This is a genomic window from Pseudomonas sp. SWRI68 (genome assembly GCF_014269165.1).
GTDB classification, from domain to species: Bacteria; Pseudomonadota; Gammaproteobacteria; order Pseudomonadales; family Pseudomonadaceae; genus Aquipseudomonas; species Aquipseudomonas capeferrum.
Genome location: NZ_JABWRU010000001.1, coordinates 445,515 through 458,634, shown reverse-complemented (window position 1 = coordinate 458,634; position 13,120 = coordinate 445,515). Strand labels below are relative to the sequence as shown.

The following is a 13,120-nucleotide window of genomic DNA, read 5'->3' as shown; positions in this document are numbered from 1 at the left end:
GCCGTCAGACTTTGAAGCGCGACACGCCGCCGCGCAGGCCTGCGGCCACCTGGCTGAGCTCGTCAATGGCAAAACTGGCCTGGCGCAGCGACTCGACCGTCTGGGTACTGGCATCGCTGAGCTGGGCCAGTGCCTGGTTGATCTGCTCGGCGCCGGTGGCCTGGGCCTGCATGCCTTCGTTGACCATCAACACACGCGGCGCCAGGGCCTGCACCTGATGGATGATCTGGCTGAGCTGCTCGCCCACCTGCTGGACCTCGAACATGCCGCGGCGCACTTCTTCGGAAAACTTGTCCATGCCCATTACCCCGGCCGAGACAGCCGACTGGATCTCGCGCACCATCTGCTCGATGTCGTAGGTGGCCACGGCAGTCTGGTCGGCCAGGCGGCGCACTTCAGTGGCCACCACGGCGAAGCCACGACCGTACTCGCCGGCTTTTTCAGCCTCGATGGCGGCATTGAGCGACAACAGGTTGGTCTGGTCGGCCACCTTGACGATGGTCACTACCATCTGGGTGATATTGCTGGCCTTCTCATTGAGGATGCCGAGCTTGGCATTGACCAGGTCGGCGGCGCCCATCACCTGGTGCATGGTCTCTTCCATGCGGGCCAAGCCTTGCTGGCCGGAGCCGGCCAGGCTCGAAGCCTGATCGGCGGCAGAGGTGACCTCGGTCATGGTGCGTACCAGGTCACGCGAGGTGGCGGCGATTTCCCGCGAGGTGGCGCCGATTTCAGTAGTGGTCGCGGCGGTCTCGGTCGCGGTGGCCTGCTGCTGCTTGGAGGTGGCGGCGATCTCGGTCACCGAGGTGGTCACCTGCACCGATGAACGCTGGGCCTGGGACACCAGGTTGGCCAGCGCCTCGGCCATCTCGTTGAAACCGCTTTCGATGGCGCCGAACTCGTCCTTGCGGTCCAGGCTCAAGCGCATGCTCAGGTCACCCGAGCGCAGCCGGTCGAGGGCGTGGACGATGCGCTGCATGGGCGCACTGATGGCGCGCATCAGCAGCAGCCCACAGATGCCGGCGGCAACGATTGCCAGCAGCAGCGAAATCATCATGCTGCCCTTGGCCGTGCTCACGGCGCTGACGATGTCGTGGGTGGCGGCTTCGGCCGAGGCCCGGTTGTTCTCGATCACATCGTTCAGGTGCTGGCGGCCATCGACCCAGGCCGGGGTGAGCACCTCGTTGATCAGCCGTTCGGCTTCGACATAATTGCGCTGGCGGTAGGTGTCCAGCACCTGGCCGACGATCTTGATGTAGTTTTCTTCCAGCTGCACGAAGCTATCGAAACGCGTCTGGTCATCGCGGTCCTGAATGGTCTCCTGGTAGCTGGCCATATGTTGCTTGAGGCGATCCTCGAAGCTCTTGAACAGCTCCAAGTCCGCCGACGTGATTTCGCGATGGTTGGACAAACCCACCAGCTGCTGGCTGGTGACGTAGCTGTCGACCCAGGCACTGCGAATCATCGAGCTGTAGTAGACCCCGGGGATGCTGTCGGTGCCCACTGCCTGCTCGGCACTTTCGATCGCCACCAACCGCGAGTAGGCGGCGACGATCATCAGCAGCATGATGGCGATGATCACGGCGAAACTTGCCAGGATCCGTTGGCGCAACGTCCAGTTCTTCACATTCAGCCCTCAGGAATTCACAACGAGCGGGGAAAATCGCCGAAGTATAGCCCAGGCATCCTACGCTTTTGCGGCTGAAATGCGGGGTATTCAGGCATCCTTGCCTGATGGACAAGCCAAGCCGTGTGCTATTGGCCTGCGCCAAGCCGTACCTGGTTCTCCAGTTCCTGGCGCAAGGCTGGGTCCAGGCGCAACTGGCGGGCCAGTTCGTCCAGGTAGGCACGTTCCATGAAATGCTCCTGGTCGACCATCATCACGCTGGCCAGGTACATCTCGGCGGCCATTTCCGGCGTTTGCGCGGCACGCGCCACCTCGGCCGGGTCCAGCGGTTTGTTCAGCTCGGCGTGCAGCCATTGCTGCAGTTCGCCGTCCGTGTCCAGGCGGGTGAATTCGCCTTCGATCAAGGCCCGCTCGCGCTCGTCGATATGGCCATCGGACTTGGCCGCTGCCACCAGCGCCCGCAGCACCGCCTGGCTGTGCTGCTCGGCTTGGGCCGGCGGCAGGCGGTCGAGGGTCTGCGGCTCGGGCGCTTGACCTGCCCCCTGCTGGCGCGCCTGCCAGTTGCCATAGGCCTTGTAGGCCAACACCCCGAGTGCAGCGAGGCCACCGTACGTCAGGGCCTTGCCGCCGTATTTGCGGGCCTTCTTGTTACCCAGCAACAGGCCCAGCGCCCCTGCCCCCAAAGCGCCGCCGCCGACACCGGACAACAGGCTGCCGAGGCCGCCGGCGCCCGCGCCTGGCTTGCCTGAGCCCGCTTTGCCGGCCTGGCTGTCGAGCAGTTGCTGGCCAGACTTGAGCAGTTGATCGAGCAGTCCGCGGGTGTTCATTGAAGTGCCTCCAGACGTTGCAAAAGGACAGCCAGATTAAGCCCTGCCCGAGCGATCGCCACGGGGGGATTTGCTTCCGGATGTTGCATTGGCCAGCAAAAAGCCAACTAGACTCGATATCGCCAATACCTCGCACAATCGCACTACGCTTATAACAAGCGTTTCACGGCTTGCTTGATGACTGCCCCGACCAAGATCTCCAATAAGAGGGAACACCATGTCAGCGCACAACACCGCATTGCTCGGCGCCCTGACCGGCGCGTTGCTGGCCAGCGCCAGCCTGCAGGCCGCCGAACCGCTCAAGGCCCTGGGGGCCGGCGAGGGGCGCCTGGATATCGTCGCCTGGCCCGGTTACATCGAGCGCGGTGAAAGCGACAAAGCCTACGATTGGGTCACCGGCTTTGAAAAGGAAACCGGCTGCAAGGTCAGCGTCAAGACGGCCGCCACCTCTGATGAAATGGTCAGCCTGATGACCAAGGGCGGCTACGACCTGGTCACGGCCTCGGGCGATGCGTCGCTGCGGCTGATCGCCGGCAAGCGGGTGCAACCGATCAACACTGCGCTGATCCCCAACTGGAAGAACATCGACCCGCGCCTGCAAAACGGTGGCTGGTACGTGGTCGACAAGCAAGCCTACGGCACCCCATACCAGTGGGGGCCGAATGTGCTGCTGTACAGCACGCAGGTGTTCAAGCAGGCGCCAACCAGCTGGGGGGTGGTCTTCGAGCCGCAGGACCTGCCCGATGGCAAGCCGAACAAAGGCCGCGTGCAAGCCTACGACGGGCCGATCTACATCGCCGATGCGGCGCTGTACCTGAAGTCGGCCAAGCCGGAACTGGGTATCCAGGACCCCTACGAACTGAACGAAACCCAGTACAAGGCCGTGCTCGAACTGTTGCGCCAGCAACAGCCGCTGATCCACCGCTACTGGCATGACGCCACGGTGCAGATGAGCGATGTGAAGAACGAAGGCGTGGCCGCCTCCAGCTCCTGGGGCTACATGGTCAACGGCCTGAAAGCAGAGAACCAGCCGGTGGCCTCTACCATACCCAAGGAGGGCGCCACGGGCTGGGCCGACACCACCATGTTGCACAGCGAGGCCAAACACCCCAACTGCGCCTACAAGTGGATGGACTGGTCATTGCAACCGAAGGTGCAGGGTGATGTGGCCGCCTGGTTCGGCTCATTGCCAGCGGTGCCAGCGGCCTGCACCGGCAGCGAACTGCTGGGCGCCGAAGGCTGCAAGACCAATGGTTTCGACAACTTCGACAAGATCGCCTTCTGGAAGACGCCGCAGGCGCAGGGCGGCAAGTTCGTGCCTTATAGCCGCTGGACGCAGGACTACATCGCGATCATGGGCGGGCGCTGAGGTCGATTGAGCCTGTACCGGCCTATTCGCGCTGCAGCCCCGCGAAAGATCCGGTACAGGCAACACAGCAACAACTGAGTACCGGCCATGCCCCTAGCAGTCCAGTTCACCCAGGTTTCCCGCACCTTCGGCGAGGTCAAGGCCGTCGACCAGGTCAGCATCGACATCATGGATGGCGAGTTCTTCTCCATGCTCGGCCCCTCCGGGTCGGGCAAGACCACCTGCCTGCGCCTGATCGCAGGCTTCGAGCACCCCGACAACGGTTCGATTCGCATCCATGGCGTGGAAGCCGCCGGGGTGCCGCCCTACCAACGCGACGTCAATACCGTGTTCCAGGACTATGCGCTGTTCCCGCACATGAACGTGCGCGACAACATCGCCTATGGCCTCAAGGTCAAAGGCGTGGCCAAGGCCGAACGGCATGCCCGCGCCGACGAGGCCCTGGCCATGGTGGCGCTGACCGGTTACGGTGCGCGCAAACCGGCGCAGCTGTCCGGCGGCCAGCGCCAGCGCGTCGCCCTCGCCCGCGCCTTGGTCAACCGCCCACGGGTGCTGCTGCTCGACGAACCGCTGGGGGCGCTGGACTTGAAGCTGCGCGAACAGATGCAGGGCGAACTGAAAAAGCTGCAGCGCCAGCTGGGCATCACCTTCATCTTCGTCACCCACGACCAGACCGAAGCCCTGTCGATGTCCGACCGCGTGGCGGTGTTCAACCGCGGCCGCATCGAACAGGTCGACACCCCGCGCAACCTGTACATGCAGCCGGCTACTACCTTCGTCGCCGAATTCGTCGGCACCTCGAATGTGGTGCGTGGCGAGCTGGCCGAGCAGCTCAACGGCAGCCCTGCGCCGTTTTCCATCCGCCCCGAGCATATCCGCCTGGGTGAACAAGCCGCCGACAGCCATGAGGTGCAGGTCAGCGGCCTGCTGCACGATGTGCAGTACCAGGGCAGCGCCACCCGCTTCGAACTGCAGTTGGACAGCGGCCAGCTGTTGACGGTGAGCCAGGCCAACGACCGCTGGCAGGCCCACGCGCAAACCTGGCAGGCCGGCCAGCGGGTGCAGGCGCGCTGGCCCCGTGAAGCGATGACGGCACTGCTGGAAACCGTGCTCGACGAGGGCCGCTGAGATGAACGCGCGTCTTGCCAACCCAGGCCCGTTGCGCCGCTTTGCCAACCTGCTGTACCGGCGGCCCAACCTCTACCTGACGCTGCTGCTGATCCCGCCGTTGACCTGGTTCGGGGCGATCTACCTGGGCTCGTTGCTGAACCTGCTGTGGCAAGGCTTCTATACCTTCGACGACTTCACCATGGCGGTGACCCCGGACCTGACCCTGGGCAACTTCGCTGCGCTGTTCAACCCGTCGAACTTCGACATCATCCTGCGCACCCTGGGCATGGCCGTGGCGGTGTCGCTGGCCAGCGCGGTACTGGCCTTCCCCATTGCCTATTACATGGCGCGCTACACCAGCGGCAAAACCAAGGCATTTTTCTACATCGCTGTGATGATGCCGATGTGGGCCAGCTACATCGTCAAGACCTATGCCTGGACCCTGCTGCTGGCCAAGGGCGGCGTGGCCCAGTGGTTCGTCCAGTTGCTGCACCTGGATGGCCTGCTACAGGCGCTGTTGACGGTGCCAGGCATTGGCGGCAGCACCCTGTCGACATCACACCTGGGGCGTTTCATGGTGTTCGTGTACATCTGGCTGCCGTTCATGATCCTGCCGATCCAGGCCTCGCTGGAGCGTCTGCCGCCATCGTTGCTACAGGCCTCGGCAGACCTGGGGGCAAGGCCCGGGCAAACCTTCTGGCAGGTGACCCTGCCGCTGTCGATCCCCGGTATTGCCGCAGGCTCGATCTTCACCTTCTCGCTGACCCTGGGCGACTTCATCGTGCCGCAGCTGGTCGGCCCGCCCGGCTACTTCATCGGCAGCATGGTCTACGCCCAGCAAGGGGCGATCGGCAACATGCCGATGGCCGCCGCGTTCACCCTGGTGCCCATCGTGCTGATTGCGCTGTACCTCTCCATCGTCAAGCGCCTGGGGGCATTCGATGCACTCTGAACATGCATCAATGGGTTTGCGCCTGGCGGCCTGGGGCGGGTTGCTGTTCCTGCACTTCCCGATCCTGATCATCGTCCTCTACGCCTTCAACACCGAAGACGCAGCGTTCAGCTTCCCACCCAAGGGGTTCACCCTGAAGTGGTTCACCGTGGCCTTCGCCCGCCCCGACGTGCTCGAAGCCATCAAGCTGTCGCTGCAGGTCGCCTGCCTGGCCACGTTGATCGCTCTGGTGCTCGGCACCCTGGCCTCGGCAGCGCTGTACCGGCGCAGTTTTTTTGGCAAGGAAGGTATTTCGCTGATGCTGATCCTGCCGATTGCCCTGCCTGGCATCATCACCGGTATCGCCCTGCTCTCGGCGTTCAAGCGCCTGGGCATCGAGCCTGGCCTGTTCACCATCGTGGTCGGCCACGCCACCTTCTGTGTGGTGATCGTCTACAACAACGTCATCGCCCGCCTGCGGCGGACCTCGCAAAGCTTGATCGAGGCCTCGATGGACCTTGGCGCAGACGGCTGGCAAACCTTCCGCTACATCATCCTGCCCAACCTCGGCTCGGCGCTGCTGGCAGGCGGCATGCTGGCCTTCGCGTTGTCGTTCGACGAAATCATCGTTACCACCTTCACCGCCGGCCACGAACGCACCCTGCCGATCTGGTTGCTCAACCAGCTCAGCCGCCCACGCGACGTGCCGGTGACCAACGTGGTCGCCATGCTGGTGATGCTGGTGACCATGCTGCCGATCCTTGGCGCCTATTACCTGACCCGCGGCGGCGAAAGCGTGGCGGGCAGCGGCAAATGACCCTGGAGGAGTCCCTCATGCAAACGCACATGCTGATCAACGGTCGCCTGGTAGCTGGCGACGGGCCGGCCTGGACCGTGCTCAACCCCGCCCTGGGCAGCGCCCTGGCGCAGATCAACGAGGCCACCGAGGCCCAGGTCGACAGCGCCGTGCGTGCCGCCGACCTGGCCTTCGACAGCTGGTCGCAGGCCAGCCCCAAAGACCGTTCCCTGGCGCTGCTGGCGCTGGCTGACACCATCGAGCAGCATGGCGAAGAACTGGCCCGGCTCGAATCGCAGAATTGCGGCAAGCCTTTCAGCGCGGCACTGAATGACGAAATACCGGCGATCGCCGATGTCTTCCGTTTTTTTGCCGGCGCAGCGCGCTGCCTGGGCGGCTCGGCGGCCGGTGAGTACCTGCCGGGGCACACATCGATGATCCGCCGCGACCCGCTGGGCGTGGTCGCCTCGATCGCGCCGTGGAACTACCCGCTGATGATGCTGGCCTGGAAGGTCGCACCGGCACTGGCCGCCGGTAACACGGTGGTAATCAAACCGTCCGAACTGACGCCGCTGACCGCGCTGCGCCTGGGCGAACTGGCCCAGGGCCTGCTGCCGCCCGGCGTGCTCAACATTCTCTTCGGCCGCGGCCAGACAGTCGGCACGCCACTGGTTACCCATCCGAAAGTGCGCATGGTGTCACTGACCGGCTCGATCCCTACCGGCGCGCACATCATCAGCGCCACGGCCGACAGCGTGAAACGCATGCACATGGAGCTGGGCGGCAAAGCGCCGGTGCTGGTGTTCGACGATGCCGACATTGACGCCGCCATCGACGGTATCCGCACGTTCGGCTTCTACAACGCCGGCCAGGACTGCACTGCAGCCTGCCGCCTGTATGTGCAGGAGGGTATTTACGAGCAGTTCGTGCAGCGCCTGGGCGACGCCGTCGCCAGCCTCAAGCACGGTTTGCAGGATGCCGAGGACACCGAGCTGGGGCCACTGATCAGCGCCCAACACCGCGACAAGGTTGCCGGGCTGGTGCAGCGTGCCATTGCCCAGCCACATATCCGCCTGGTGACCGGCGGCAAGGCGATTGACGGCGACGGCTTCTTTTTCGAGCCGACCGTACTGGCCGATGCCCTGCAGGATGACGAGATCGTGCGCAACGAAGTGTTCGGCCCAGTGGTGTCGGTGACCCGTTTTACTGACGAGGCCCAAGCGCTGGAATGGGCCAATGACTCCAATTATGGCCTGGCATCATCGGTGTGGACCAGCGACACCGGCCGCGCTCATCGCCTGGCGGCGCGGCTGCAGTATGGCTGCACGTGGGTGAATACCCATTTCATGCTGGTCAGCGAAATGCCCCATGGCGGGCAGAAGCATTCGGGTTATGGGAAGGATATGTCGGTGTATGGGCTGGAGGACTACACCTGCGTGCGGCATGTGATGATCAAGCATTGAGACCACCGCGGCGTTAGCAGGAGCCTGTGGGAGAGGGCTTGCTCCGCGAAGCAAGCACCGCGAAGGATGGCACGGGCTTCGCCCGTGTTCGCGGGGCAAGCCCGCTGCCACGGGGGTCATTATCAGTCCCGTAAATCCGACTCATGGATCGGGTTGGCCCGGCTGGTAGCCCGTTGATACTGCGCCGGCCAGGTGGCCTTGTTGCCCCCCAGGTCATCATCGGCATGCAGCGGCCAATAGGGGTCACGCAACAATTCGCGCGCCAGGAAGATGACATCGGCCTGCCCGGTGCGCAGGATATGCTCGGCCTGCGCCGGTTCGGTGATCATGCCCACCGTGCCAGTGGCAATCTCCGATTCCTTGCGCACACGCTCGGCAAAGCGGGTCTGGTAGCCAGGCCCCGTAGGGATCTCGGCGTTGACCGACGTGCCGCCGGAGGAAACATCGATCAGGTCCACCCCCAGCGCCCGCAGACGACGGGCCAGCTCTACGGTTTCGTCCGGGTTCCAGCCGTCTTCGACCCAGTCGGTCGCTGATACCCGCACGAACACGGGCAGCTCGGCAGGCCAGACGTCCCTCACCGCCTGGGTGACTTCGAGGGTCAGGCGGATACGGTTTTCAAAGCAACTGCCATAGTCGTCACGCCGCTGGTTGCTCAGCGGAGAGAGAAACTGATGCAGCAGGTAGCCGTGCGCCGCATGCACCTCGACCACCTTGAACCCCGCTGTCAGGGCGCGCCGGGCGGCGTCGGCGAACGCCTGCACGATGCCGGCGATCTCCCCTGGCGACAGCTCGTGAGGCACCGCATGTTCAGGGTCGAAGGCGATCTTCGACGGCCCGACCGGCTGCCAGCCGCCCTCTTCGACTTTTACGCTGCCATGCTTGCCCAACCAGGGCCGATGGGTGCTGGCCTTGCGCCCGGCGTGGGCCAGTTGCAGGCCTGGCACGGCGCCCTGGGCGGTGATGAAACGGGTGATGCGCTGCAGTGGGGCTATCTGCTCGTCATTCCACAGGCCGAGGTCTTCGGCGGTGATACGCCCGTCAGGGGTTACCGCTGTGGCTTCGGCAATGATCAGGCCGGCGCCACCGACGGCGCGGCTGCCCAGGTGGACAAGATGCCAGTCGTTTGCCAGGCCATCGACGGCGGAATACTGGCACATCGGCGAGACCGCGATGCGGTTGGGCAGCGTCAGCTGACGCAGGGTGTAAGGCTCGAGCAGCAAGCTCATGAGGGCACCTCCCAAGGACTCCAATGGTGATCCGGCCCGGGCACTCAATTACACGTCCGTGGCCCGGGTCCGGTCTATGTTCAGACTAGACCAGATTGGGTGGGGGGGAGGTTCCGTGGGATTTGCTGTGAGGTGACTGAGGCATGGCTTTGGAGGGCAAGCACCTTGCCGTCAACGCGGCTCCATGTGGGCAATCATCAGTTGCACACTTTCATTGCCACGAAACTCGTTCACATCCAGCTTGTACGCCAGCTCCACCCAGCGCACCGTCGGGTTCGGCCACACCTCGCGGTCGACGCCGAAGGCAATGCCATCGAGCCGCACCGAACCGCACTCGCTCTTGAGCACCACCTTCAGGTGCCGCTCACCCACTACGCGCTGCTCGACCAACTGGAACACACCATGGAACAGCGGCTCCGGGAAGTGCTGGCCCCAAGGCCCGGCATGGCGCAGGGCCTTGGCCAGGTCGAGGTGGAATTCCTCCACCGCCAGGCTGCCATCGGACAGCAATCGGCCAGTGAGGTCGTCTTCGCACAGCTGGCGCCGTACTTCTTCGTCGAATGCCTCGGCAAAGGCCGGGAAGTTGCCCTCAGGCAGCGACAACCCCGCTGCCATGGCATGGCCGCCGAACTTGCTGATAAGCTGCGGATGACGCGCCGCCACCGCATCCAGCGCATCGCGGATATGAAAGCCGGGCACCGAGCGCGCCGAACCCTTGAGCATGCCGTCGCCAGCATCGGCAAAGGCGATGGTCGGCCGGTGATAGCGCTCCTTCAGGCGCGAGGCGAGAATCCCGATCACGCCCTGGTGCCAGTCGGCGTCGAACAGGCACAGGCCATACGGCATGGACTCGACCGGCAAATCCTTCAGCTGGGCCAGCGCCTCACGCTGCATGCCTTGCTCGATGAACTTGCGGTCCTGGTTGAGATCGTCCAGCTGCTGGGCCATGTCCTGGGCCAAGGCCGCGTCTTCGCACAGCAGGCACTCGATGCCTAGGCTCATGTCGTCCAGGCGCCCGGCCGCGTTCAAACGCGGGCCAAGGATGAACCCCAGGTCAGTCGAAGTGATGCGCCGGTGGTCACGGCGGGCCACTTCCAGAATCGCCTTGAGCCCCGGCCGTGCGCGGCCGGCACGAATGCGCTCGAGGCCCTGGTGCACCAGAATGCGGTTGTTGGCGTCCAGCGGCACCACGTCGGCGACACTGCCCAGCGCCACCAGGTCGAGCAGCTCGCCGATGTTCGGCTGTGCTTGGTTCTGGTAGCGCCCCAGGCTGCGCAAGCGTGCGCGCAAGGCCATGAGCACATAGAAGATTACCCCGACCCCGGCCAACGACTTGCTCGGGAAGTCGCAGCCCGGCTGGTTCGGGTTGATGATCGCATCGGCGTCGGGCAACTGCTCGCCCGGCAAGTGGTGATCGGTGACCAGCACCTTGAGCCCCGCTGCCTTGGCTGCCGCCACGCCGTCGACACTGGAGATACCGTTGTCGACAGTGATCAGCAATTGCGGTTGGCGTTGCAGCGCGACCTCAACGATCTCCGGGGTCAGGCCATAGCCGAATTCGAAGCGGTTGGGCACCAGGTAGTCGACGTGGGCCGCGCCCAGCAAGCGCAGGCCCAGCACACCCACGGTACTGGCGGTGGCGCCGTCGGCATCGAAGTCGCCAACGATGAGGATGCGCTGGCGCTGGTCGAGCGCTTCGACCAGCAGGTCTACCCCCGCCTCGATGCCTTTGAGCTGCTGGTACGGCAGCAGCCGCGCCAGGCTCTTGTCCAGCTCGGCCTCGCTCTGCACGCCGCGGGCGGCATACAGGCGGGTCAGCAAGGGTGGCAGGTTACCCAGAAATGGCAGGGTCGACGGCAGGGGGCGAGGTTCGATACGCATAAGGGCTTCGGCTCAGCCGCGCTCGCCAAGCAGCCACTGCAGCTGCACTTCGTGCTGGCCACGGTCATCGGTGACGAACACTGTGCCTTCGCTGATCATTACGTCCCACTTGATGCTGCGCGGCATGTCGGTGGCCAGGGTCTCCAGCACCTCTTGCGGCACAGCGGCAATGTTCAGGTTCTTCAGGTTCTTGACCGCAGGTACCACTTTGCTCTCCCACACTCGCAGGCTACCGTAGGCCAGCAGGCTGGTGCGCTCGGTGCGGCGGGAACACCAGGTCAGGCGGTCCGCGTCCGGCTGGCCGACTTCGATCCAGTGCAAAACGCGATCGTCCAGGCTCTTTTCCCACAATGCCGGCTCATCGACATCCGACAGGCCGCGACCAAACGACAGCTGCTCGTTGTACCAGAGCGCATAAGCCAGCAGACGCACCGCCATACGCTCTTCGGTTTCCGACGGGTGACGAGCAATGGTCTGCTTGACGCTTTCGTACACGCTGCGATCGAGGTCGGTCAGATTCAGTTCGAATTTGTAGGTGGTGGACGGCTGGGCCATGGTCGACGGGCTTCTTGCGCAAAGAAAAGTGACACAGTCTAACCGATCCTGCCCTTCGTTGCGCCGCGGCAGTATCTGCGGCTTCGGAGCTATGATAAAACCACGGCTCTGCCCAGTTGCCACGGATGCCCCATGCCTACGCCCAGCAAACCCCTCGCCGGCCTTAAAGTCATCGAACTCGGGACCCTTATCGCTGGCCCGTTCGCCTCGCGTATCTGTGCCGAGTTCGGCGCCGAGGTGATCAAGGTCGAGTCCCCCGATGGCGGCGATCCGCTGCGCAAATGGCGCAAGATGTACGAAGGCACGTCGCTGTGGTGGTTCGTGCAGGCGCGCAACAAACAGTCGCTGACCCTCAACCTCAAGCACCCGGAAGGCCTCGATATCCTCAAACGCCTGTTGGCCGACGCCGACATCCTGATCGAAAACTTCCGCCCCGGCGTGCTGGAAAAACTCGGCCTGGGCTGGGACGTGCTGCACACGCTCAACCCGCGCCTGGTCATGGTGCGCCTGTCCGGTTTCGGCCAGACCGGGCCGATGAAAGACCAGCCGGGCTTTGGCGCCGTGGGCGAGTCCATGGGCGGCCTGCGCTACATCACCGGCTTCGATGACCGCCCGCCGGTGCGCACAGGTATTTCCATCGGTGACTCGATTGCCGCCTTGTGGGGAGTGATCGGCGCGTTGATGGCCTTGCGTCACCAGGAAGTCAACGGCGGCCAGGGCCAGGTAGTGGACGTGGCGCTGTACGAGGCGATCTTCGCCATGATGGAAAGCATGGTCCCGGAATTCGACGTCTTTGGTTTCATCCGTGAGCGCACCGGCAATATCATGCCGGGCATCACCCCCTCCTCCATCCATACCAGTGCCGATGGCAAGCATGTGCAGATCGGCGCCAACGGCGATGCGATCTTCAAGCGCTTCATGCAGGCCATCGGCCGCGCCGACCTGGCCGATGACCCCACGCTGGCCACCAACGATGGCCGCGACCTGCGCCGGGACGAGCTGTACGGGGTAATCGACCGCTGGGCCAACAGCCAGCCGCTGGACCAGCTCATGCAGGTGCTCACCACCGCCGAAGTGCCAGCCAGCCGCATCTATTCCGCCGAAGACATGTTCAATGACCCGCAATACCTGGCACGGGAGATGTTTCTGCAGGCACGCCTGCCAGACGGCAAACCCTTCAAGATGCCAGGCATCGTGCCCAAGCTTTCGGAAACGCCCGGCTCCACCGAATGGGTCGGGCCGGCGCTGGGTGAACACACCGAACTACTGCTCGCTGCCCTGGGCTACGACGCAGCCGCCATCGCCGGCCTGCGCGCAGCAGGCGCGGTCTGA

Annotated in this window: 11 protein-coding genes; 6 read left to right on the top strand and 5 right to left on the bottom strand. The window is 64.2% G+C overall.

The window, feature by feature from the left end:
- Nucleotides 1–4: 4 nt before the first annotated feature.
- Nucleotides 5–1,627 (bottom strand): methyl-accepting chemotaxis protein, encoded by a 1,623-nt coding sequence (locus HU770_RS02035; RefSeq protein ID WP_186654373.1) that lies wholly within the window; start codon nucleotides 1,625–1,627, stop codon nucleotides 5–7.
- A 128-nt stretch (nucleotides 1,628–1,755) separates the two neighbouring features.
- On the bottom strand, nucleotides 1,756–2,454 hold the full coding sequence (locus HU770_RS02030; RefSeq protein WP_186654369.1) for a tellurite resistance TerB family protein: 699 nt from the start codon (nucleotides 2,452–2,454) through the stop codon (nucleotides 1,756–1,758).
- A 217-nt stretch (nucleotides 2,455–2,671) separates the two neighbouring features.
- Here HU770_RS02030 and ydcS point away from each other — a divergent pair, with 217 nt between their 5' ends.
- The 5 genes from ydcS to HU770_RS02005 all read left to right on the top strand — a co-directional run bounded on the left by ydcS (nucleotide 2,672) and on the right by HU770_RS02005 (nucleotide 8,123).
- Nucleotides 2,672–3,823, top strand: a complete 1,152-nt coding sequence (gene ydcS, locus HU770_RS02025) for a putative ABC transporter substrate-binding protein YdcS (protein WP_186654365.1) — start codon at nucleotides 2,672–2,674, stop codon at nucleotides 3,821–3,823.
- A gap of 87 nt (nucleotides 3,824–3,910) precedes the next feature.
- Nucleotides 3,911–4,951: an ABC transporter ATP-binding protein gene (locus HU770_RS02020; RefSeq protein WP_186654363.1), complete on the top strand. Its 1,041-nt coding sequence runs from the start codon at nucleotides 3,911–3,913 to the stop codon at nucleotides 4,949–4,951.
- Between the two features lies 1 nt (nucleotide 4,952).
- Complete coding sequence (locus HU770_RS02015; RefSeq protein ID WP_095064075.1) at nucleotides 4,953–5,885, top strand: ABC transporter permease; 933 nt, start codon at nucleotides 4,953–4,955, stop codon at nucleotides 5,883–5,885.
- Nucleotides 5,875–6,681: an ABC transporter permease gene (locus HU770_RS02010; protein ID WP_033700942.1), complete on the top strand. Its 807-nt coding sequence runs from the start codon at nucleotides 5,875–5,877 to the stop codon at nucleotides 6,679–6,681. Before HU770_RS02015 ends, HU770_RS02010 begins: the two co-directional genes overlap by 11 nt.
- A gap of 17 nt (nucleotides 6,682–6,698) precedes the next feature.
- Nucleotides 6,699–8,123, top strand: coding sequence for a gamma-aminobutyraldehyde dehydrogenase (locus tag HU770_RS02005; RefSeq protein WP_186654361.1), 1,425 nt, complete (start codon nucleotides 6,699–6,701; stop codon nucleotides 8,121–8,123).
- 122 nt (nucleotides 8,124–8,245) lie between these two features.
- Here HU770_RS02005 and HU770_RS02000 read toward each other — a convergent pair whose 3' ends face one another.
- The 3 genes from HU770_RS02000 to HU770_RS01990 form a co-directional block, all read right to left on the bottom strand.
- Nucleotides 8,246–9,352: an NADH:flavin oxidoreductase/NADH oxidase gene (locus HU770_RS02000; protein ID WP_186654358.1), complete on the bottom strand. Its 1,107-nt coding sequence runs from the start codon at nucleotides 9,350–9,352 to the stop codon at nucleotides 8,246–8,248.
- Between the two features lie 171 nt (nucleotides 9,353–9,523).
- Entirely contained in the window at nucleotides 9,524–11,233 is a 1,710-nt protein-coding gene (gene recJ, locus HU770_RS01995; protein WP_186662960.1) for a single-stranded-DNA-specific exonuclease RecJ, read from the bottom strand.
- A gap of 12 nt (nucleotides 11,234–11,245) precedes the next feature.
- On the bottom strand, nucleotides 11,246–11,788 hold the full coding sequence (locus tag HU770_RS01990; RefSeq protein ID WP_186654353.1) for a YaeQ family protein: 543 nt from the start codon (nucleotides 11,786–11,788) through the stop codon (nucleotides 11,246–11,248).
- 132 nt (nucleotides 11,789–11,920) lie between these two features.
- Here HU770_RS01990 and HU770_RS01985 point away from each other — a divergent pair, with 132 nt between their 5' ends.
- Nucleotides 11,921–13,120, top strand: a complete 1,200-nt coding sequence (locus HU770_RS01985) for a CaiB/BaiF CoA-transferase family protein (protein ID WP_186662959.1) — start codon at nucleotides 11,921–11,923, stop codon at nucleotides 13,118–13,120.

Coding starts and splice junctions, on each gene's coding strand:
- HU770_RS02010 (WP_033700942.1), top strand. CDS start 5,875: ATGCACTCTGAACATGCATCAATGGGTTTGCGCCTGGCGGCCTGGGGC.
- HU770_RS02030 (WP_186654369.1), bottom strand. CDS start 2,454: ATGAACACCCGCGGACTGCTCGATCAACTGCTCAAGTCTGGCCAGCAA.
- ydcS (WP_186654365.1), top strand. CDS start 2,672: ATGTCAGCGCACAACACCGCATTGCTCGGCGCCCTGACCGGCGCGTTG.
- HU770_RS02020 (WP_186654363.1), top strand. CDS start 3,911: ATGCCCCTAGCAGTCCAGTTCACCCAGGTTTCCCGCACCTTCGGCGAG.
- HU770_RS02000 (WP_186654358.1), bottom strand. CDS start 9,352: ATGAGCTTGCTGCTCGAGCCTTACACCCTGCGTCAGCTGACGCTGCCC.
- HU770_RS02015 (WP_095064075.1), top strand. CDS start 4,953: ATGAACGCGCGTCTTGCCAACCCAGGCCCGTTGCGCCGCTTTGCCAAC.
- HU770_RS01990 (WP_186654353.1), bottom strand. CDS start 11,788: ATGGCCCAGCCGTCCACCACCTACAAATTCGAACTGAATCTGACCGAC.
- recJ (WP_186662960.1), bottom strand. CDS start 11,233: ATGCGTATCGAACCTCGCCCCCTGCCGTCGACCCTGCCATTTCTGGGT.
- HU770_RS02005 (WP_186654361.1), top strand. CDS start 6,699: ATGCAAACGCACATGCTGATCAACGGTCGCCTGGTAGCTGGCGACGGG.
- HU770_RS01985 (WP_186662959.1), top strand. CDS start 11,921: ATGCCTACGCCCAGCAAACCCCTCGCCGGCCTTAAAGTCATCGAACTC.